At 32.7% G+C, this 22,579-nt stretch carries 21 protein-coding genes and 1 pseudogene; 21 read left to right on the top strand and 1 reads right to left on the bottom strand.

Annotated elements, in window-relative coordinates; genetic code table 11:
- Positions 1–895 precede the first annotated feature (895 nt).
- From ACU8YW_RS29010 to ACU8YW_RS28970, 9 genes are all read left to right on the top strand, one after another.
- Positions 896–2,605, top strand: a complete 1,710-nt coding sequence (locus ACU8YW_RS29010) for a hypothetical protein (RefSeq protein WP_426934721.1) — start codon at positions 896–898, stop codon at positions 2,603–2,605.
- Between the two features lie 1,002 nt (positions 2,606–3,607).
- Positions 3,608–4,714: a conjugal transfer protein gene (locus tag ACU8YW_RS29005; RefSeq protein WP_426934720.1), complete on the top strand. Its 1,107-nt coding sequence runs from the start codon at positions 3,608–3,610 to the stop codon at positions 4,712–4,714.
- 2 nt (positions 4,715–4,716) lie between these two features.
- Complete coding sequence (locus ACU8YW_RS29000) at positions 4,717–5,007, top strand: hypothetical protein (RefSeq protein ID WP_000421394.1); 291 nt, start codon at positions 4,717–4,719, stop codon at positions 5,005–5,007.
- A gap of 39 nt (positions 5,008–5,046) precedes the next feature.
- Positions 5,047–5,451: a TcpE family conjugal transfer membrane protein gene (locus ACU8YW_RS28995; RefSeq protein WP_097890861.1), complete on the top strand. Its 405-nt coding sequence runs from the start codon at positions 5,047–5,049 to the stop codon at positions 5,449–5,451.
- A 59-nt stretch (positions 5,452–5,510) separates the two neighbouring features.
- Positions 5,511–8,051 (top strand): ATP-binding protein, encoded by a 2,541-nt coding sequence (locus ACU8YW_RS28990; protein ID WP_426934719.1) that lies wholly within the window; start codon positions 5,511–5,513, stop codon positions 8,049–8,051.
- 1 nt (position 8,052) lies between these two features.
- On the top strand, positions 8,053–8,535 hold the full coding sequence (locus ACU8YW_RS28985; RefSeq protein ID WP_262750156.1) for a hypothetical protein: 483 nt from the start codon (positions 8,053–8,055) through the stop codon (positions 8,533–8,535).
- Positions 8,536–8,567: 32 nt separating this feature from the next.
- A complete protein-coding gene (locus tag ACU8YW_RS28980; RefSeq protein ID WP_446894134.1) occupies positions 8,568–10,967 on the top strand; it encodes a CD3337/EF1877 family mobilome membrane protein in 2,400 nt (799 codons plus the stop codon).
- A 97-nt stretch (positions 10,968–11,064) separates the two neighbouring features.
- Complete coding sequence (locus tag ACU8YW_RS28975) at positions 11,065–12,303, top strand: bifunctional lytic transglycosylase/C40 family peptidase (protein ID WP_446894133.1); 1,239 nt, start codon at positions 11,065–11,067, stop codon at positions 12,301–12,303.
- A 51-nt stretch (positions 12,304–12,354) separates the two neighbouring features.
- Positions 12,355–12,951, top strand: coding sequence for a YddI family membrane protein (locus ACU8YW_RS28970; RefSeq protein ID WP_426934716.1), 597 nt, complete (start codon positions 12,355–12,357; stop codon positions 12,949–12,951).
- Between the two features lie 300 nt (positions 12,952–13,251).
- Here ACU8YW_RS28970 and ACU8YW_RS28965 read toward each other — a convergent pair.
- Positions 13,252–13,573 (bottom strand): annotated as a pseudogene (locus tag ACU8YW_RS28965) (IS4 family transposase); the annotation flags it as partial.
- Positions 13,574–14,129: 556 nt separating this feature from the next.
- Between ACU8YW_RS28965 and ACU8YW_RS28960 the strand changes: the two are divergent.
- From ACU8YW_RS28960 to ACU8YW_RS28905, 12 genes are all read left to right on the top strand, one after another.
- Positions 14,130–14,771, top strand: coding sequence for a trypsin-like serine peptidase (locus tag ACU8YW_RS28960; RefSeq protein WP_254914779.1), 642 nt, complete (start codon positions 14,130–14,132; stop codon positions 14,769–14,771).
- Positions 14,772–14,888: 117 nt separating this feature from the next.
- On the top strand, positions 14,889–15,026 hold the full coding sequence (locus ACU8YW_RS28955; RefSeq protein WP_100910529.1) for a class III lanthipeptide: 138 nt from the start codon (positions 14,889–14,891) through the stop codon (positions 15,024–15,026).
- Positions 15,027–15,094: 68 nt separating this feature from the next.
- The gene (lanKC, locus tag ACU8YW_RS28950) at positions 15,095–17,698 is read left to right on the top strand and encodes a class III lanthionine synthetase LanKC (protein WP_426934715.1); all 2,604 of its coding nucleotides are present in this window, start codon (positions 15,095–15,097) and stop codon (positions 17,696–17,698) included.
- A 122-nt stretch (positions 17,699–17,820) separates the two neighbouring features.
- Positions 17,821–17,949, top strand: a complete 129-nt coding sequence (locus tag ACU8YW_RS28945) for a class III lanthipeptide (RefSeq protein ID WP_189340009.1) — start codon at positions 17,821–17,823, stop codon at positions 17,947–17,949.
- A 41-nt stretch (positions 17,950–17,990) separates the two neighbouring features.
- Positions 17,991–18,110, top strand: a complete 120-nt coding sequence (locus ACU8YW_RS28940) for a class III lanthipeptide (RefSeq protein ID WP_189340010.1) — start codon at positions 17,991–17,993, stop codon at positions 18,108–18,110.
- A gap of 41 nt (positions 18,111–18,151) precedes the next feature.
- Positions 18,152–18,271 (top strand): class III lanthipeptide, encoded by a 120-nt coding sequence (locus ACU8YW_RS28935; protein ID WP_189340010.1) that lies wholly within the window; start codon positions 18,152–18,154, stop codon positions 18,269–18,271.
- Between the two features lie 41 nt (positions 18,272–18,312).
- Complete coding sequence (locus tag ACU8YW_RS28930) at positions 18,313–18,432, top strand: class III lanthipeptide (protein WP_189340010.1); 120 nt, start codon at positions 18,313–18,315, stop codon at positions 18,430–18,432.
- Between the two features lie 41 nt (positions 18,433–18,473).
- Positions 18,474–18,593 carry a class III lanthipeptide gene (locus tag ACU8YW_RS28925; RefSeq protein WP_189340011.1) on the top strand — a complete coding sequence of 40 codons (120 nt, stop codon included), beginning with the start codon at positions 18,474–18,476 and terminating at the stop codon, positions 18,591–18,593.
- 83 nt (positions 18,594–18,676) lie between these two features.
- Positions 18,677–20,383, top strand: coding sequence for an ABC transporter ATP-binding protein (locus ACU8YW_RS28920; RefSeq protein ID WP_086396667.1), 1,707 nt, complete (start codon positions 18,677–18,679; stop codon positions 20,381–20,383).
- A 303-nt stretch (positions 20,384–20,686) separates the two neighbouring features.
- Positions 20,687–21,040 carry a PadR family transcriptional regulator gene (locus ACU8YW_RS28915; RefSeq protein WP_000993663.1) on the top strand — a complete coding sequence of 118 codons (354 nt, stop codon included), beginning with the start codon at positions 20,687–20,689 and terminating at the stop codon, positions 21,038–21,040.
- Positions 20,994–21,569, top strand: a complete 576-nt coding sequence (locus tag ACU8YW_RS28910; RefSeq protein WP_086396668.1) for an HAAS signaling domain-containing protein — start codon at positions 20,994–20,996, stop codon at positions 21,567–21,569. The genes ACU8YW_RS28915 and ACU8YW_RS28910 overlap by 47 nt, the downstream gene beginning before the upstream one ends.
- Positions 21,566–22,165 carry an NDxxF motif lipoprotein gene (locus tag ACU8YW_RS28905; RefSeq protein ID WP_136804545.1) on the top strand — a complete coding sequence of 200 codons (600 nt, stop codon included), beginning with the start codon at positions 21,566–21,568 and terminating at the stop codon, positions 22,163–22,165. The genes ACU8YW_RS28910 and ACU8YW_RS28905 overlap by 4 nt, the downstream gene beginning before the upstream one ends.
- Positions 22,166–22,579: the final 414 nt, after the last annotated feature.

The raw sequence follows: 22,579 nt of genomic DNA, 5'->3' as shown, positions 1-22,579 counted from the left end.
ATAGCTTTATCGTGGCTATAAGCTATTACTTGAAACTGTATAGCTTTATCATGGCTATTACTTCTTATTTGAAACTATGTAGCCTTATCATGGCTATTACTTCTTACTTTTAATAATGAATAGCTTTATCATGGCTACAATTTCGTAATTTATGAAACGTTATAGCTATATGATGGCTACAACGTTGAAAAAATGAAACGAGAATATCCTGAAAATCATTTGACTAAAAATTTTTTTATTCTATGTAAATTAGTAATAAACGTTGATATAAAGCCATTTCATAAAATATGAAAGAAAAAATGCTAAAATCATTATAGCTATATGATGGCTACAACTTTCACTTTGAAAATCCAAACAACCTATATGTACCAAGAGTTACAGCAGTTTTTAATAAAATATAACTTGTTTTAAAAACATGAAACGTTATAGCTATATGATGGCAGGAAACATGAAACGAACTGAAACGTTTATAGCTATATGATGGCTACAACTTTCACTTTAAAAACCCAAACAACCTATATGTACCAAGGGTTACAGCAGTTTTTAATAAAATATAACTTGTTTTAAAAACATGAAACGTTATAGCTATATGATGGCTACAACGTTCAAACGGAATTGGATGAAAACCCTATAAAATCAATGGTTTCAGAGGATTTCTCCCACTATATACTACGTTTCATATTCAAAAAACTTCATAGCCCTATGGTGGCAACAAACTTTTTTTCATGAAACGTCAAACCCCTTGTCGCACAAGGGATAGAGGCACGTTTCATTTTTTTGTTTTTTCTCTTAAAGGGACAGATTTCACCAGTATTCGATTTGATATAATCAAAAATGATAATTTATATCTAATTGTGGGGAAAACTGCAACTTAATATATAAGGAGGTGAAAAAGATGGCAAAACCTTTCGTTATAAAGAACAAACGTAGTTTGAATGGTGAAACAACAACACCGGTAATTGTAACAATTAAATCATGGCAAAAGTTAGTAGAAGCTTTAGAAGGTAAATATTACGGTTTTAAAGATACTTATTTAGAAGACATTGTGAATTCAATGTCTTATGAAGAACGAATTGCAGATGAAGAGGGGTTTGTTGCTAAAGCAAAGCCATCTTTTTCACTGAAAATGAAAAAGATTGTAGATAAAGTAAGTGAATTTGATAAAAACGAAGGCAGAAAACATAAGCTATACGGAATTACAAATGCTGATTTAGAAGTATTTCTATTTCTTCATAAAAAATGTAATACATATGGTGAGCTTTCACATGTATCGATCCATATGCTTTGGGAAGATTATAAAAATTATAAAGAAGCATTTGCACATATTCACCACTCACAATTTTATGTGGCTTTGAAGAAATTAAGCTTCCATAACATCATTACAATCGAAAATGAGTACAGTGGTAAATATAAAATCATCTTAAATGATTTCATGAATAAGGAAACAAATAAAGCAAATGCCTATACATTTATTAGCCCGATCGTATTTACCAAAGAATTCTTTGAGTTATCCATTGCAGCTAAGAAACTATTCATGGATGTAGCAATGCAGCAGAAACGCGAAACTACCCTGAAACGTTCTTTATTCAAAGTTGACGAACAAGGAAACTCAACACACTTTGGTGGTATGTATCGTTACTTACATAAGAAATACCCACATCAGATTCGTGCTGTACTTGAGGAACTAGAAACAAAACTATCTGCTACCGGATCTCCTTTATTTAAAATTTGCAAGTTAGAAAAAGGGAAGAAGAATAAAAAGCAATACACAACATTGCATTTATCTGTGCATCCTGATTTCTTATGCGCGAAAGAAGAAGGAGCAGAATACCGTGATCCATTTACACCACGAGATACATATAAGCGTAAAGTTAAATTTATAGAAAACTTGTTAGTTGAAATGAATATTGCTGAATTTGCCAAGGATATGAACCAATTCATTAATGTTTTAAAACACTCTTGTCACCGTCAAATTCGCCAAGTAGTTCGTGGTTTACGAGAAATGATTGATCGACAAGAAGGATATCCTAAAAAGCTTGTTTATACACTAAGTAAATTATTAAAGCAATCTTCTCAATATCGTGTATTAGACACAGCTGCTAAAACTGGAATTTATCCTTTAATTACACACAATGTACCTAAACATGAACAAGAAGAGGCCATTTTTAAATTTGGTACTCATTTTGCTATATACTCTTTACGTAATGTTCAAAAGCTATTCCGTAAAGCGCATGACCTGCTTCATGCGAAATATGCTGTACCTGTAACTATAGATACTTATCATCGTAATTACCTGCAGTATCAAGAAGAATCACTATTTAGAAAGTATGCTTATGAGCAAGGCGTAAACATTAACGCATATACAGCATTAGAAATTGAAATACGCGAACTCTTAAAGTCTAGTGGGCATAAGGGAAATCAAATCCCTAGTGAAATTCGTGAACTGTTCATTGAAAAAATTGATAAATTGCCGAAGGAAAAGATTCGTGTAATTGAGGTCCCTGAAGACTTTAATTTAATTCAGTTTCTACAGTCCTTAGAAGCATATTACCGTTCAACAAGTGAAGTACCACATACGGTTGATCAGCTGCTTCCAGCAATGTAATGATACAGCTCTCTACTTTTGAAAAAAACAAAAGTGGAGGGCTATTCGTGTTGGAGATAACTTGTGGAGTGTATTACTTCAAGCAAAGTAGAGAGTCAGTTTTCAAATTTAATGATCACAACTCTCTATTTTTTATGCAATTACATACAGTGCATGTGAAACAAAATGAGATATTCACAATTTTTAAGTTATTAAATCTGAATTTTCAATCTTTTTATATCATTTCACCTACAAAAAAGCAGAAATATTTATTATTATTCTGTTGATATCTTAATAAATTTGATCTGATGTGTATAAGATATAGCCATAAGTACTGTTCTTATCATGTTCTATCTCTTAATCTACTTAAAATCAGAAAAACATCTGTTAATTCTGTTTAAAAAGTGGATACTGTTCCTAACTTTGACCAATTTGTTAATAAATTGTGTGTAGTTTTTTATAAATGTGGAAAGTTTGTTCGTAAGTCATCAGAATTTACATTTATTATTTATTCTGTTACTTGCATCAAATTAACGATGATTATATGTAGTTTTTATATACCTACTTTACGATATTATGTAGTTTTTAATCATCATCCAGCTCATTAAGTACATTCCCAGTATTTACTTTTTATGATTTTTTACGGCTAGAGTAATGATGAACCCTTAGTATAGCAATGTTTTAAGACGATTTTTTCTCTGTATAAAAGTTTTATCTTTTTTCTTTATATATATTAAAGATATATATTATATTAGGTTTTTATATTGTGTAATACTTACTATAAAGAATAGATCCTGTGTAAAAACAATTTCATTTCTTAATGGAATTGTTTTTTTTATGTACTTTAATAAACATTATATTTAGTTTTAATCATTCTAAAAAAATTTTGATATAAAACATAATTTTTTTTTATTTCTCTTAGATTTCCGAAAAAAGTAAATCATACTTAAAGTAGATAGTTGGTTAGTGGAAATTACAATGAACTTTGTAATCTCCTAACCATTTAAAAAGAGAGGTGAAGACATGGTAAAAAAGAAATCCCAGGAAAACGCCGAAAAAAAGAAATTTACATTCTTTAAAAAAGCAAAGAATAAAACAACTGAAATATTAGATATGCAACAAGAAAATTCAGAAGCACTTAAAGAAAAGAAGAAACGTAAAACAAGGGAGAAAGTTCCAGCAATAACAGGAAGAAAAGTAGGTAAGGTTACATTTTGGTGTGTGATGGGATTCATGATTGCAGGAAGCTCCCTTTCATTTATCCAACTTGCCGGTCCTCCTAGAGCAGTAGCTGTTCAGGAAAAGAAAGAGGAACCCGTAAAAATTAAAATGTCAGAAGCAGAATTAATTGCATATGCGAATAATTTTGCCGCTAATTATTTTAATTGGAAAGTTGATATGAATGTAGCTGAAGAACGAAGAAAACGATTAGAGAAATTTCTAGTTGAAGGATCTGATGAGCAAGGTGGATTAAATAGAGATACTTTAAAAAACGCTTCTAGTACTTTAGTTAAATCGGAAGCAGTAGAGGTCCGACAAAAAGGAAATGAAGCAGAAGTTACATTGAAAATCATTCAGAAACTAGAACCTGTAAATAATCCTGCTCCTGGAACGACACAAGCTCCAGACACATCAAAAGAACCAAAAGAAGTTATAAGGTACTTCTCTATACCAGTTTTAATGGAGAAAGGGAAGATGGTAGTCCCTAACAATCCTACAATCGTTCATGGAGAGAGAGAAAAGGCATCTTATAAAGTAGCCACTTTCAAATCAGAAGGACGAGAAATTAATACAGATGCAGAAATAAAAAAAGTAGAACAATTTTTACAATCTGTATTTAAAGTGTATACAGAAGGAACACCAGAAGAAATTGCTTACTACTTTGAAAAAAGTAATATAACAAATGGACTAAAAGGTATTATGACATTTAGCAAATTAGAAAACCTACAAATTTATGAAGATAAGGATAAAGGATACAGAGTCTTAGTTGATGCTAAGTTAAAAGACAATGATAGCAGCTTAGAGTACACATACACATATGATTTAAATCTTGTAAATAAAGATAACAAGTTTTCAATTAGCTCTATGAAGAAATTTGAAAACACATTAGAGAAAGTGGAGGGTAAATAATTATGGAGCTTTTGGGATTAGATATGGTTGCTCAGCAATTACCTGCTATTACGGATGCAGCGGTCTTAGGCAACATTAATTTTGGAGTGAATGCAAAAAACTGGTTAGTAGCTCAGTTAGGTCCCATTTTTTTAGTTGTAGCAATCATCGGTGTAATAGTTTTACTTGTAAAAAGACAAATGGCTGGTCTAATTGGTTGGTTAGTACTTTGTGCGATTGTATCTGTGTTTGTATTCACTCCAGATGTATTCAAAGATCTTGGAACAAAATTATATAATTTATTATTTAAATAATTATTAGTAAAAAATAGAAATTTTAAGGAGTTGGTATAAGTGACTCAGAAACCGACTCGCAAGGAAGTAAGGACTTACAACTCTATATGGGATATTCCTAAGAGTTTATATGGGATAAGGGATATAACACTCCCTTTCCCTGTACCTTACAGGCAGCTGGGGATTTTTGTTGGAACACTATTAATAATAATATTCTTACAACAGATTTTACCATTAGGAGACAACGTCTTTTTTAAATATCTAATATTACCTGGTGGTGTAGCGTACTTCTTTGGAAATGTAGAATTGGATGGAAAAAGCCCACACAAATTTATGTATCGATTCTTTGTATTTACATTTGAAAAAAAGAAGTTGAGTCGTTATAAAGATGCAACTGGAAATATTGGAAGCTATCAATATAAGACAGTAGTTCGATTTAAGGATGATTCAATTAAGAAAAAGTAATTAATTAATCTATACGGAAGAATTAGTTTAGTCTCATATTCTTCTCTAAGGAGGCACAAATGAATCAGGTTGAATTTCCAGTCAAATATTTTCATGATAATTTGATTTTTAACCAAGATGGTTCTTGCTGGGCGTATTATGAGGTATACGGGATTCCTTATGAATTTAAAGGAGACGATGATAAAAATACGTTGTTTATGCGACAACTCGGCTTATTTTGGAATTATGAAGAAGAAAAACATCTATTAATGATACCTGTTTATCAGAATTTCAAAGAAAAAGCCGATGAGTTTAAAGAAACAGTAAGCGGTGAACTAAAAGAGCTGGCAATCGATCATACTGATGACGTTGTCCATGAGTTAGAAAGAAAATTTGGTAAAAACGCTGTAGAATATCGTTATTTTATAGGTGTGAAATTAAAAGTAAGACACATACAAGAAGGACTTAAGGAAATGCTTTACACTGCATTTCATACCTTTAAAAACACTGCAGAACAGTTTGGATTACTTGGTGATACCAAAATACTAAAAACTGATTTGGAGATGTATAAACGGGAAGCTAGCGCCTTTAGAAATAAAATAAGAAAACATTTAGCAGTAAGAAGTTTAGAAACCAATGAAACACAATGGATTGTATTACGCAACTTCTATCGTACATTGGAAGCACCTGTTACAGCAGGATGGACGCCACCGGTAGTTGATGACGATTCTGCTATCTTTCCGAATCAAGAGAGCTTGTTACGCCTAACAGAATCGGAGATAGACGTTAAAGGAAGACATATAGAAATGTCCCAAATCGGTTCTGATGGATTAGAGTATCCAGCGTATATGAGTTTCTTATCGGCATCGAAGATTCCATACACAATGGAATTTCCAGACCAAGAGTGGATGTATATGATCCAAAATATAGATTTCCCAATCGAACTAAGTATACGCACAGAAAATATTAACCACCGTAAAGCTCTATCTAAACTAAATAAAAAGAAAAAAGATTTAGAAGATCAAGAAACACATGCAAGGGAAAATTCACAAACTGTTGGACTAAACGTGTATGAGGGTGTTCAAGAAGCTACTGAATTACAAGCCCTTATACAAAAGACACGTATGCCACTTGTTAAGACATCAGTATCCTTCTGTATATGTGCTGAAGATTTGGATACAATGCGTCGAAATACCAATTCACTCATTTCTATTTATAGAGAGATGATGATTGAACTAGTAAGACCATATGGAGACCAGTTCTTGCTGTTTAATGAATTTATCCCTGGTGCTAGAAGATATGTAAATGATTATATACACTTTATGGAGCCTGGGGTTCTGGCGGCCGGTATGTTTGGTGCAACACAAGATTTAGGTGATAATATCGGATTTTATATAGGTACAACTGGTATTTTAAACAAAGCAGTTTATATGACACCTTCTCTCGCAGCGACAAATACTGTTGCAAATCAAAAAACGAGCGCACTTTCAGTTGCGGTAACAGGAAGTACTGGTTCTGGTAAATCATTTGGAACGAACTTAATTGTTTACCTAGCAGTACTAGGAGGAGCTCAAACACTAATAGTCGATCCGAAAGGTGAGAGGGGGAACTGGACAGAAGATTTACACGGCTTAGAAGGTAAGGTAAACGTAATTACACTGGGGACTGATAGGCGAGATGAAGGGAAATTAGACCCATTTATTATTCATAAACATAGCCGAAAAGATGCAATTGAGTTAGCTATGACAATTCTTACTTTCATTACAGGTATTAAACCTGATAACTCGGAGAAATTCCCGCGCTTGGCTTCAGCTGTAGAATTCGTAGCAGGAATGGAAGAGCCGTGCTTAACAGCGGTGTCTCAATATCTTGAAGATAGTGATGATAAAGTGGATCAACAATTAGCCGCTCATATTCAAGCATTTGAGAATTTATCATTTGCACACTTAATCTTTGGTGATGGAACAAATAGAGATATTGAACTTGATACAGCAGTAAATATCATACAAATTCAACATCTTGATATGCCAGATATTCAAAAAGATCCGAAAGATTATACCTTACAGGAAAATCTATCAGTTAGTATGCTGATGTCTCTATCTTCATTTGCAAGAAAATTCTTTCAAAAGGACCCTACTAAATTCAAAATTGTTCTATTAGATGAAGCATGGGCAATCATGGGAACTTCTCAAGGGCGAGAGTTGGCTCGTAAGCTAGTTCGTGAAGGTCGTGCCTTAAACTCTGCAGTATACTTTGCAACTCAAAGTGCAAGTGACCTTGGTGATGAGACATTTAAGAATAATATCGGTATGAAGTTCTCATTCCATAATACCGACAGTAAAGAGATTTCTTCAATTTTAGACTTCTTTGGATTACCTGATAATGAGGAAAATCATGCGATTATTACTAATTTAGAAACAGGACAATGTTTATTCCAAGATATCCAAGGAAGAACAGGTGTTGTCACAATGGATGTAGTGTTTAAGGATTTATACGATGCATTCGATACAAGACCAAATGCAAGAAAGAATTATAGAAAGTCAAATGATGATGAAAAGCAGGAAGTTAATGCAACCTTTGTCGAAGAAGGGGGAGAAAAAATAAATGTAGGGGTGAGTTAACATGGTAAAAACTAAACTAAAAAAATTAATGCTATCTAGCCTATGTGCTGGCGCTCTAATTTTGAGCGCAGCATGTGGAAATAGCGAAACAAATGTAGGAGAAGAAAAAGATAGACAGGGACACACTCCTAGAGAAATGATGTTGGACTTTGTAAAGGCTGACTTACAACATGATTATAAAACAATACGTAAATTAGTTGTCGATGGGGAGAAAAATAAAATATTGGACCCTAATAAAGGACCTCAAAATAATTTATCTTACAAAGATTACACTGTAAAAGAATATGTGGTAGATAAGGACACAATTATGTATAACTTTATTTCAAAGAAGCCCCCTAAGAATATCGATAAAGCAGTGAAATGGGTAAGAGTAGTTCGTACAGAAGATGGGTTCAAAGTTCGAAGTTATACCGGCCCTGAACGAAATGAAATTGATGAATTAGCAAATACTAAACCGACAAATGAGTTTAGTTCCAAAGACTAATGGTTTTCCCATAAAAGGGGGAGTAACATGTAATGAAAAAGTTTATTACCCTATTGTTATTAATTTGTACTTTGCTTTTAGCATTTAATTTACTTTTTAAAGCTGCTCCAGTATATGCAGAGGAAGAACCCAGACCTTCTCTTATAGACGATATCATTCCAAAGAATAAGGAAACATTAAAATATGAAGAATATCCACCAAGTAGTTATGGCATCGATGTTTATACTTCAGAAGGTGGATTTGGAGAATCTCTTAAATTTTGGAAATGGAAAGATAATATTAAAGAACAAATTGTAGCAACTATTTTTATATTAATTAGTATTGGGTGGTCAGTAAACCTTGCAATTAGTAGTTTTGTGACTAGTATGGTAGGCCAATCAATGAGTTTAAATATAGTAGCTGATGTTGGAGATAAGTTAGGTGATGTAATCTCTAAAGCGGCAGGCTTCAATGGTTCTTGGGGAAATGGAATATATAGTGAATTAATTGGACTCATGTTAGCTTTATTAGCTTGCTGGGTTATCTGGGTAGGCTTTGTACAACGACGCCAGTCAGAGATGCTAGGAGGATTGTTAAAAGCATTAGGTATTTTAGTTTTCACCCTAGGTTTTTTTGCGAATTCAAGTTATATCATCAAAGGACTTAATACTTTCTCCGAACAAGTAAATAAAACTGTTCTTGATTCAACTCAAAGTATTAGTGGAGCAAGTGAAGGATATTCAAGTGGTGTCGATTCTATCACTGATTTAACGCATACTCTATTAATCAAACAACCTTATACGTTATTACAGTTTGGTACAACAGATATGAAGAAAATTGGTGATGAGAGAATTAAGAAAATGTTAACAACGACAGATCCTGATGAAAGAAAAGCTCTTTTAAAGGATGAAGTTGAGGTTCAGAAAAACCAAACGCTCTCGTTAGATGCTACTTTTGAAAGAGGGGCACTTGTTTTATTACTTGGAGCAATTAATCTACCTTTATGGATTGTTCTTGGATTATGCAGTATGGCGATGTTATTCTATCAATTAATGTTTATTATTGTAGCTTTAATGTCACCTGTAATGTTATTAATGGCATTAGTTCCAGCCTGGACTGGAACAGCTAAAAGGTTCTTAGCTGAATTATTTAGAACACTTTTAATGAAAGTAGCAATAGGCTTTCTGGTAACTTTAATGTTTTGGGTATCGTCAATCCTATTTAGCGCTACCGATAAATATGGATATTTAGTTGTAGCTGCATTACAAGTACTTTCATTCTTAGGTGTTTGGTTATACCGTAAAACAATTTTCGATGCAATTACTACAGTACCGGCAAGTGCAGGAGCAGCGCGAGCTTCAGATGCTATGAGTAATATTAGGCAGAAATATCGTGATGTTAAACATGGATCTAAGGCAGTTGGAAAAGGTGTAGCAGTAGCTGGTGCGAGTGCTGTGACAGCAGGGAAAATTGGGAAATCAGGCTATAGTAAGTTTAAACAGTTGAAAGAAAACTATGCAGATAGAAAAGAAAAGGTAGCAGATGGTAAACGCAAGGGAAAAGAACAAATGCAAGCAGAAAAAGAAAAAAATATAAATCAAATGAAAAAAGAAGAAAATTTAGGTGTTCGCGATAGAAAAGGTAATCAAGAGCAGGAAAGGGTTAAGGAAGAAGTAGCCGCAACTAAAGAGAATCCAGAATTAGCAGTACGAGGGAATCATGAAGGTAATGACACTGAAATGCAACAGGCAGAACTAAAAGGTAAAGAAGAGGATGTAAAAGCGGATGTTAAACCAGTAGCGCAATCAAATGAGGAATTAAATAGTAAAGAAGAAGATGTAAAAGCAGAAGCAAAACCAGCAGCAACAATTAAAACACCAACAGGTCAAACAAAGCCAGTCACAACACCACAGTCAGGAACAACACCATCGCCGGCGAATCCGATGGAGAGCAAACCAATCACAACACCACAGTCAGGAACAACACCATTACAATCGAATCCGATGGAAAGTAAGCCAATCACAACACCACAGTCAGGAACAACACCATTACAGTCAAATCCGATGGAGAGTAAACCAATCACAGCACCACAGTCAGGAACAACACCATTACAGTCAAATCCGATGGAGAGTAAACCAATCACAGCACCACAGTCAGGAACAACACCATTACAATCGAATCCGATGGAAAGTAAGCCAATCACAACACCACAGTCAGGAACAACACCATTACAGTCAAATCCGATGGAGAGTAAACCAATCACAGCACCACAGTCAGGAACAACACCATCACAACCGAAATCGATTGAGAGTAAACCAGTCACTAATTCACATGTAAGTACGCCACAAAAACAAGTAGAAGTAAAATCGGTTAATCCACAACAAACTAAAAGTGTTCCTAAAGTGAATAATCAGCAACAGGTAAAAGAAGGGGCAGCAATTAAAAAAAGTTGACACAAAAGCATAAACACAACAAGAAGCTTTAAAAAATGTAAAAGCAAAAGAAACCATAAAACCAAAATAATTCAGCACACGAGGGAGGGTTTATACATTGAGTGCGGAACCAAATCGCGACCATGAAAATGAACATCATCCTGAAGCTGAACTAGGGAATGCTAAGCCTGCCTTGAAAAAGGCAGGCCATTCTTTAGGGAAGGCGGCTGGTAAAGGATCAAAATTAGCGGGTAAAGCAGTTGCACAAGTAGGTAAGAAAGTAGCAGTTAAAGTAGCACAGAAGGCAGCTACAGTTGCTGTTGCAAAGCCATTATTAATAGTAGCCGGTGTTATTTTGGCTGTTGTTGCAGGTTTAGGTATAGTGATATTTTTATTAACCGCCACAATGAGTGAAGATGAAGTTAGTCCTGGAGGAATTGGTGGTCCTTTTGCCCCAGGTACTGCAAGTGTCAGTCCTGAAGTAATGAGATGGGAGCCATTGGTAAGGAAATATGCGGCGCAACATGGCATAGAAGCAATGACTCCATTAATATTAGCTCTTATTCAACAAGAAAGTTCTGGAACACAATTGGATGTTATGCAAAGTTCTGAATCACAAAATCATCCTCCGGGTTATTTTACAGATCCAGAAGAAAGTATTAAATATGGTTTAATGCATTTTGCTGATTGTCATAAAAAATCCAACGGCGATCAAAATATTACATTACAGTGCTATAACTACGGAACTGGCTATGCTAACTACGCAGTTTCGAAAGGTGGATATACTCACGAGAATGCAAGGGCATTTTCTGCAGAGCAATCAGCTAAAAATGGGTATAAATGTGGTTCATGGCGAAGTGCAGAGGCAGTAGCTAATAATTGGTGTTATGGTGATCCAGACTATGTCCCACATATTATGAGATACTATCAACCTGGTCAAACCCCTGGTGGTTCTGGTGGAATTGCTGGTGGTAGCGTTTTAGGTGATGATGTATTCCAAGCAATTATGACAGAAGCACTAAAGTATCAAGGATGGCCATATGTTTTTGGAGGGCGAACACCAAATACATCATTTGACTGTAGTGGAATTGTTGAGTATACCTATTCAAGGGTTGGTATTAATTTATTTGGTACTGCACAAACCCAATGGGATAAAACCCAACGTGTAACAGATCCTAAGCCAGGAGATTTAGTATTTTTCCATAGCACTTATGCTACAAGTAACTACATTACGCATGTTGGCATTTATGTAGGAAATAATACAATGTATCATGCTGGCGATCCAATTGGCTATGCTGATTTAAGTAAACCATATTTTCAACAGCATTTTGCGGGGTATGGTCGTGTAGTTAGATAATAATGCATGTAACACCTAGCAACTTATGAAACTGCGAAAAGGAGGTAAATCATGAATAAAATCACCATTATAATAGCAATTTTATTAATAGCTAGTGTAGGTTTTTTGATAAAGTATCAATCTGATAACGAAAAACTTAAAACTGATAATATAAAATTAACGAAAAAAGTGGAAAAGGTGGAGGCACAATACATCGATACGAAAAAGGAATTGTCAGCTCTAAAGAGTAATAATCAACAACAAGTAAAAGAAGCTGCAGAACGATTTCTTAAAGCTTTCCGTACTTATGATACAGGTAAAGGCGAATCTTACCTTGCTAATATCGATGCATATATAACACCAAATGCAAAGAAAGAATTAACACCACCAGGTGGACCAACGCAATCTGCTCCTGGAACTGGAGATGAGAAAGAAAAGAAGAAAGTTTCATTTCAATCTGAATACACAGGTGGCGAGTTGTATTATGCATTTTTGGATACTACAAAAGCAAATGTATTGGCAAAAGTGAAAAGTAAAATTACAGTTAATGGTGTTTCATCTGATAATATGTCATTAATGCAAATAAATCTTATCTATGATGGAAATAAGAAATTATGGCTTGTCGACAAGCTTATACCTTTAGCAGATTTAAAAGATCGTATGCCTTAGGATTTGTACACACTTAACATGTAGATTACTAAAAAAGTGCCTCTTTTTATTTTTAATGAGAGGGGTCTTTTGGGAATTTTGTAAACTTACAATAGGGTCGTGAAGTAATTACTAATGTATGGGTGTTTTATCTCTTCAATTATGTAGATAATACCTGATGTGGCAGGACCCCATCGCTATCAAGCTAAGCCCATACAACGTTAATTATAGTAGAGGTTGTTTCTTTTTTTTAAAAGCTACGTGTAGGGAATTTAAAGATTTGCATACGAAATAAACCCTAATGGGTTTCAATTTTTTGATTTAAGCCGCTTGATTATCAGACATAGTACAATTGTAAACGACACCTAATATATCAAAGACTATTTGCTTCTCATATCGATGAGATTTTTGCCTGTTTTGCTGTAGGAGGTTGAACAGGCGAATTAGGATCTTTGATAGCACTTGGGTGTCTTTCTGTATAGATTGGAAAAGAAGAAGAAAGTAATCTTTAATCATATATATGGCCTTATATTCACTCAGTTCTCGTTTTTTTCATAAGAAGTAATTGCCGCATTTGAAACATGGTAGAAGAGCAGAATAGAATGGCAATCAGTTACCAATACGAATGGCATTCCAATCGTTGGTTCCATTATAACGAGGTTTTTTGATAAAAATACACAAAAACCCCGAATCATGGGGTTTTTTTAGTGTCCATGATTTATGGATACAGTTCAAAGGATTAAGGATCTTTTATAATACGATGCCAACAAGCGATATAGAAGATTGGTGAAGAGAATATAGACAGAAGAGGCACGTCACCTACCAAATATCTAGTATGGTACATCATGAATCCTTATTTTATAAATCATTTCCTCCCTTTTTACAGGAGGCTGAGTGGGGAACTTATGGGTTCTGTTGCAGAATTTAAGCTCAATTTTAAAAACCTTGCAACAGAACCATTCTTAGCGTGAAGGTTTTTAAAAAATGCTGGTAATACTCCTTGTACCCTACAGTTACTTTAAGAATTTTGCGTTTGAAACCCTAGTCTTATGTATAGAACACTATTATACATAACACATTACTTTACAAAGAAAATATTGAGTTATCCTCATTTTAGGATTATTGTATATTTATACCAATTAAAGAAGCGAGGAATAATTATCAAATTATCTACTATGGAAAATAATGAAAAAAAAACAATGAATACAGGATTATTGAAAATAAAACAAAATAAAACCAAGTTTATAAGTAATGCTTCCTTAATTAAAGGATTGGACTATCCCATAGTTTGTACTGCTGCACATTGTGTCTTTGACTGGTATAAACAATTATCTGCAAATGAAGTAACCTTTATAACGAATGATAATAAAGAATATGAAATTGAAGAAATCTACATTAGTACTGAGTGGGTTAATAATGGGATAGTAGACTATGACACTGCTTTTTTGACATTAAGGGAACCTCCTGTAGCAATGGACAATTTAATCAAACCTATATTTAATAACTCATCAAAAAAACAGAATGCATTAGTACCTTACATAAGTAAAAAATTCCTCAGAAAGAAAAAAGTCGAGGTAATAAGAAATATTACTTTTGAAGACCATATATATAATTCAACATTGTTAGGTTTAAAAGGAAAGTTGGGCGTGGGCAGTTCAGGAAGTCCTTGGATAATGAAAATGAATAATGAATATTTTCAATTTTCTAATACAAGTTTGTCGTTTAATAGTGTTAAAGATATAATTTGGGGACCTTATTGGGGAGAACATATAGAAAATTTATTTCTACAAGCAAATAAAAAGGTTAGTAACTTGGAAAATATAAATATTTATAAACTATGAATATTTATAAACTATATAAGCCCTCTTTAAAAATTGATGTATCCGCATGTTGAATAAGGTTGCCAATTAAGGTGATACAGTAAAATTGGTACACAGTATAGAAAGGTGGTGATATCTATGTCTAGATTTGATGTTTTATCATTGCAAAGTTTAAAAAAACATAAAAATAATGATAAGCCCATTGGTTCAAATGTTAGTGTTAATTGTAAAACCCAAAGTGGTTTAAGCCTTTTTTTCTGTGTTAGTCCTAAATAATAATTTAAATACATAAGCACAAATCAATTTAGTTAATTTGTGCTTATGTATTATATAGGGGGGTTCTAATGGATAATAGGTATATAAAGTATATAAATAAAAATCCTTACTATAGTGTTGCTGATGAAATTAGTCAAGGGTTATTAAACGTAGACTATCCATTTGATAATTATGTATTAATTGATGGTGAGCATTGGACAAACCTAATGCCTAAAAGTGCAAGACTCCCTAAACAAGGATGGAAAATTCATGTTAGTACGGATATCAGAGAATCGCAAAAAACTTTAGATATTGTTTCCAAGTTAATGATAGAAAGAAACATATCGTTTAAATATGTCCGAAGTAATAAGGAGCTAGTACTGAAGGATTCTAAATACGGAGATAGAGGTTCGTCAGGGAAGTTTATAACTATATATCCTGAAAATGATGATCAATTTATTGATTTATTGAGGTTATTAGAAAGCAACTTAGCCCATTTAAAACCTGGCCCTTATATATTGAATGACAAAAGATGGTATAACTCTAATATATATTTTAGATATGGTGCTTTCATGTCTAGGTATGTATATATAGATGGCGAGAAAGTTGATGCTATAGAAAATTTAGAAGGTGAACTTATTGAAGATAAAAGAGTTCCTTACTATTACTTACCTAATTTTGTAGAAGAGCCAATAGAAATTAGAAAAATGGATGAAGAGTTGAATCAAGTTGACACCTCATCTCCTCTAGATAATTTTGATATAAATGAAGCATTGCATTTTAGTAATGGTGGTGGCGTTTATATCTGTAAAAATAAAAGTAATAATATGAAAGTCATTCTAAAAGAAGGAAGGCCTCATGCTGCAGTAGACGCTCAAGGGCAGGATGCTTTTTCTAGAATTGTTAATGAAAGCGAGATATTAGATAAATTAGAAAAGGCACAATACCCAGTTAAAAAAATAAGTTCTTTCCGTGCCTGGGAACATTATTTTATAGAAGAAGAGTATATTGAAGGTGATTCTTTATCTGAATGGCTAGTGAAGAACTACCCTTTTAGTTCTAATATAAAAAACGAATCTTATACAAAATCCTGTATAAATATCATCAATCAACTAATTGAGTCTATACACGAACTTCATAGAAATGATATAGGTATGGGGGACTTACAACCTGCTAATATCATAATTACACCAGAAGAGAAAATTAGATTAATTGATTTTGAAACTGCAAGTTCAACAAGCGATTCTCTTTCTGGATTAATGACTCCCGGTTTCATAGGGAATCAAGAAATGAATAAAGAACAAAGTGATTGGTTTGCATTATTAAGGATAGCAAAACAGCTATTTGTACCAATTGGTTGTGTCCAAGATATATCCTGGAATATGGACACTATTCATAGTAATTGGATTCGAGTTGTATTTGGAGAAAAAGCAAATACAATAATTGAACGTATTGAGTCATTATGTGAATTTTACGGATCACGTCCTATGGAAGAATTACTGACTACAAATGGACAAATGAAACAAAAATTTGACCTATCAGCCATGAAATTAAAATTGCGTAATTCTATTTTAAAGGACGTTAAAAATGAAGAGAGGCTATTACCTGGAGACATTCGGCAATATGAAATGGAGACAGGCATGCTAAATGTGTTAACCGGTGGTTTTGGTGTTGCAATGGCATTACATAGAACTGGAGGAATAAATCAGAAAGCAAAAGATTGGGTTGAAAATCAAGATATTAATAAACTTATTCAATTAGAAAATGGTTTATTCACCGGTAATATGGGGATAGCATCGGTTTTATGGGAACTAGGTTATCAGGAGAAAGCAAAGGCTCTATTCGACTCGTTTATTGATTTTAAACACATTGAAGATATTTCTTTTGCAACAGGTTTAAGTGGAATTGGATTTGCATACTTAGGATTTAGTTACGAAGTCAATGATCCTAAATATTTAAATATTTGTCTCTATATCGGAGAATTATTAATAAACAAGTTGAATGCTGATGCACCAATTATTACTTATGATTACGATGTTGTTGATAAAGGGGTTATGACCAGTTGGGCTGGGGTTTCCCTGTATTTTACTGCACTGTATAAAAAAACAAACGATAATAAATGGTTAGTATTATCAGAACAGGCATTGGAAAAGGAAATGAAACTAGGGATATTCGATGATACTGGCTTGTATCAAATTGATGATGATTTTAGGATATTACCTTATCTTGCCGGTGGGGGAAGTGGTTTAGCTTTACCGATTGTTGAATTAGAGATAAATGCAAAATTGAAGAAATGGAATAAAGAAATTGAGGGTATTAGTAAAATATCAAAAAGTAAATGCTTTTATAATGCTGGATTATTTCAAGGAACTACGGGCATTTTAGCTGTTGCAAATTTATTAGAGTTATATACCCAAAAAAGTAGTTTGGTTAATTCGGCATTATTTACACTTAATTTACACTTATTAGAGGATGCTGATTGTATATTTGTTCCTGGTGATTCGTGTTTTAGAATTTCTGGTGATATCATGTCTGGCTCTTCTGGTTTATTGTTAACGATAAATGATATTTTAGAAAGTAAGAACCATTCATGGATACCCATACTCAATTTAGAAAAAGTATTTAGTTCTTCAACTTTTACAGAAGAAAGTTTACAAAATATAGTTGAACCCCTTTCTTCTATCGAAAGATGACCCTTCAACCATAAGGATACTGAGATTTGTAAACGATATAGTCCAAAGAAAAACATCAGATTTACTTTAGGAATTATTTACACGGATAGGGAAATTACTTTATATAAAAGGGGGTGATAAAAATGAAAGATGTTCTTGCATTACAAAAAATGAATAAAACAAAACAAAAGGGTAAGGGCCAAAATCCAGCAAAATCAAGCATAAGTCTGGGGTGTTCCCCATCAAGTAATACTAGCTGGTTCTTTTGCTAGGTATTAAAATATCAAATATAGAAAGAACGGAGGGGTATTAAATGAATAAAGTACTATCTTTACAAAAAGAATCTATTTCTAAAGATGTTCAATTGAAGGCGAAATCTTCTAAAAGTGTTCAATGTAAAACAAGTAGCAATGCAAGCTGGTTCTTCTGCTAAGCATTAAAACATCAAATATAGAAAGAACGGAGGGGTATTAAATGAATAAAGTACTATCTTTACAAAAAGAATCTATTTCTAAAGATGTTCAATTGAAGGCGAAATCTTCTAAAAGTGTTCAATGTAAAACAAGTAGTAATGCAAGCTGGTTCTTCTGCTAAGCATTAAAACATCAAATATAGAAAGAACGGAGGGGTATTAAATGAATAAAGTACTATCTTTACAAAAAGAATCTATTTCTAAAGATGTTCAATTGAAGGCGAAATCTTCTAAAAGTGTTCAATGTAAAACAAGTAGCAATGCAAGCTGGTTCTTCTGCTAAGCATTAAAACATCAAATATAGAAAGAACGGAGGGGTATTAAATGAATAAAGTACTATCTTTACAAAAAGAATCTATTTCTAAAGATGTTCAACTGAAGGCGCAATCCTCTAAAAGTGTTCAATGTAAAACAAGTAGCAATGCAAGCTGGTTCTTCTGCTAAACATTAAATACTTGTTTCTCCATAAAGACAATAGAGTTTGATCAATCAAACTTTATTGTCTTAATTTAATGAGGTGAATATAAATGAATGCATATAAAGTGCTCCTTCTAGCAATTAACGATAGAAGAAAAAAGTTACTTCTAAGTACGATAATAATTGTATCAATTTTATTTACAGTAGCATCCCTAGTATTCCCGCTTTTAGTGAAAGATATTGTCGATGAATTTTCAGTTAATAAGATCAGTCTATGGATGATTGGTGGGTTGGTATTATTTCTAATAGCAAAGTCTATAATTGAATCAGTAAATCAGTATATAATAGCTAAATTTGGTAACATGATAATTCGTGATTTACAAAAAAATATATATACTAAGATGCTCCATTTTAAAGTTGACTTTTTTGATGAGCACCATAGTGGGGAATTATCCAGTAGAATTGTTAATGATACGGAAATTATAAAGGATCTAATAACGTACCACATCCCTAAATTAGTTACGGGTGTTATTATGATACTTGGTGGATTAACATTAACAATTATTTTAGATTGGAAATTAACGATTGTTATACTAATAATCTCCCCATTTATATTTGGTATCATCTTTCCTCTTATGAGAAAGACGGAACAAACGGGGGATAGACAACAAAAGGAAATTTCTGTTTTTATTGCAAAAACTCAAGAGACTTTTAAAAATATAAAAATGGTGAAGGCTTCTACAGCAGAAAAGCATGAAAAGTCAATAATGTATAAGTGTATTGACAGGCTGTATAATGCAAACTTATATGAAAGTAAAATTTTCGCCATGGTAGCACCTTTAGTGAGCCTTTTACTTATTCTAGGTTTATTAATAGTGGTGGGGTATGGAGCTTATAGAATATCGGTAGGAACGTTATCTATCAGTACATTAATTGCGTTCGTTATTTATGCATTTCAAATGATGACCCCAATGAGCTCAATTAGTGGGTTTATTGGAGAGTACCACAAAGCAAACGGTGCTATCAAGAGTTTAAATACTATAATGAATAATAATGAAATTGAACAAACTAGCAATACTAAATATGCATTTCAAAACGAGGTATCCTTTAAACAAGTTAACTTTGGATATAAAGATAACTTGATTCTAAAAAATATTACTTTCAATATAAAACGTGGAGAAGCTTTAACTATTGTTGGGCCGTCTGGATCCGGAAAAACAACTTTAATTAACTTATTGGAGAAGTTTTACTTTCCAACAAATGGTGAAATAACGATAGACAATGTAAATATCAATCAATTGAATACTTATGAGTTGCGAAAAAACATAGGTATAGTAAGTCAAGGTTCCTCATTAATTAGTGGTACTATTTTGGAAAATTTGCTGTATGGTCTTGATGAAAAGTATATTGATGAATCTAATATAAGAGAAGCTTTAAGATATGCAAATTTAGAAGAATTTGTTGAAAAGCAAAAAGATAAACTTGATACGAACATAGGCGAGAGTGGTGATAAATTATCAGGGGGGGAAAAACAAAGGTTGAATATAGCCAGATTATTCTTAAAAAACCCGGATATAATTTTGTTAGATGAACCTACATCTAATCTAGATATAGAATCCAGAAATTTAGTCTTAGAGTCTATAAAGACACTTACAAAGGGGAAGACAGTAATTAAAGTAACTCATAATTTAGAAGAAGTAAAACCGGATGATAATATATTATTCCTTGAAGATGGAGAGATTGTATGCAAAGGCTCACATGAAAGAGTTAGTGAAATAAATAAAAGATATAAAGAGTTTATATCTATGGTAATGTAATAAGTGGTTCTAGTATGGAAAACCAATATGTATTTAAATAGAAACAGCATCAGACTGATAGTGTTTTTACTTGAATAAGTTTTGATTTTCCATACCCCTCACGTTCTTTTTTTTAGTACGAATATTAGTATGCCTAATGTTCAAAGATTTGTTATATGTTTCTTAGAATTCTCTTTTAAGTAAGAAAACGAAGATGATTCGTTTTCTTACTTAAAAGGGAATTCTTGACTTATTTTCCATTTTAATATAAACTATTATTAGAATATTTCGATTAGAAATAATTAAAAATGCTGGTGATAAAGTATGAATGCTCAGTTTAAAAAAGGCGTACTTGAGTTAATAGTCTTATTGATAATAAATAAAAGGGATGAATATGGATATGCATTAGTAAAAAAAATATCGAGTAAAATTGTCATATCTGAAGGCACTGTTTATCCAATATTAAGAAGACTAGTCAAAGAAAAACATCTAACTACCTATCATCAAGAATCAACAGAAGGACCATTTAGAAAATACTACACAATCACAAAGGATGGGGTTGATAAACTTGAAGATTTGAAATTTGAATGGAATGAGTTTTTCCTAATAATTAATCGCTTTATCGAGGAGAATGATAAACTTGAACCAGAAGGATTTTTTGAAAATACTCAAAAATAGTTTGAAGTTTATGCCTGAAAAAGAAAAAAAGGATATAATAGCTGAATATGTTATTCACTTTACTGAGGGAAAACATACAAATAAAAGTGAAGAGGAAATCTCTAAAGAATTAGGAAATCCTGTAGAGATTGCTAAAGAATTAAATGCAATTTATTCTATTAAGAAGGTTGACGAGCATAAAAATATTAAAAATATGCTTACAGCAATGTTGTCAATTATGGGATTAAGTTTAATAAATTGTATTATTATTATAGTGAGTTTAATTACACTGGTAATATTGACACCATTTATATTAGCTTATATCATCAGTGTCCCTATCATGATTCTGTCTCCATTGATTTTAATTATAATGGGATTTGTTAATGGATTTAGTACAATTGGAGTTGGAGAAGTTTTCGATTCTATAAAAGGGGTTATCGTGGGTTCTATTTTAGCATTCCTAGGGTATTATATTGGGAAGTCCTTTTTTAGACTATTCATTAAATACTTGAGATGGAATATGTTAATTGCCAGGGGGAATAAACTATGATGAGAAAGATTTTTTATAGCGCCTTTATTCTTTTTATATTAAGCGCATGTTCACAAAAGGAAAAGGAAAATGTTGATACTACAAAAGATGAAATGCCTCCTATGCAAAACGTAGAGATTCCTAGTAATATTTTTACCTCTGAAAAACAAAATAGAATAATAGACGAAGAAGAAATAAAATCAAGTATAAAAACATACTTGGATAGCTATGAAGAGTTATCTAATGCTAGTGAACCATTTCAAGAGATTATAGACGAAGAAAAAAAATTGCAAGGAAATGAATTAGAGAAATTAGGCCAAATTTACAAGCTTCTAAAAGAAAATGATAAAAATTTTTCTAACTATATTTTAAATAATACATTGCCCGAAAGCTATCAAGAAGAATCTAAAAGAATTAGCCAGTACATCACAGCTTTAAATGAGACCCTTTATAAACTAGATGAAAGACTTGATCATTTTATAGATGACGTAAGTAACGGAGATCTTCCAAAGAAACCAATAATTGATCAAGTCGATGTAGTGAATGGAAGAGAGCAGAAAAAAATAGAAAATTTCCTTAATAAGAACAATATTGATACTAAAGCATTTGGAGGGTAATGTTATTTAGTTCAAGAACTTATAGGGAGCACGCGACCCAAAAAAGAAAATTGTACGTTAAGGAATATTTTTACATGAAAAATATATTCAAAGTTACTTTACTAAAATCTTCAATTGTTATACAAGTTTTATCTCTCTACAATATCGAAAGTAAAACAAAGGAAGGCTTTCTGTATTTTAAATGTTAGCGACTGGAAGAGGGGAGATGAAAAAAAACACCTCCATTGAATTTGCATATTTAGTATGCGAATTCAGGAGGTGTTTTTTTCATGTACCAATATTCGGGTTCACCTCATATTGGTAGGTGTTTTTTTGTTTATTACCTTATATTTTATAAGTTTTTTTCTAGCCAAGTAGGGGTACCACCCCATCGCTATCAAGCTAAGAAAATGCAACTACCCCCAGAACAAGATT

This window comes from Bacillus pretiosus, from assembly GCF_052947655.1.
The sequence above is the reverse complement of the archived record's forward strand: the minus strand, read 5'-3'. Positions and strand labels throughout refer to the sequence as shown.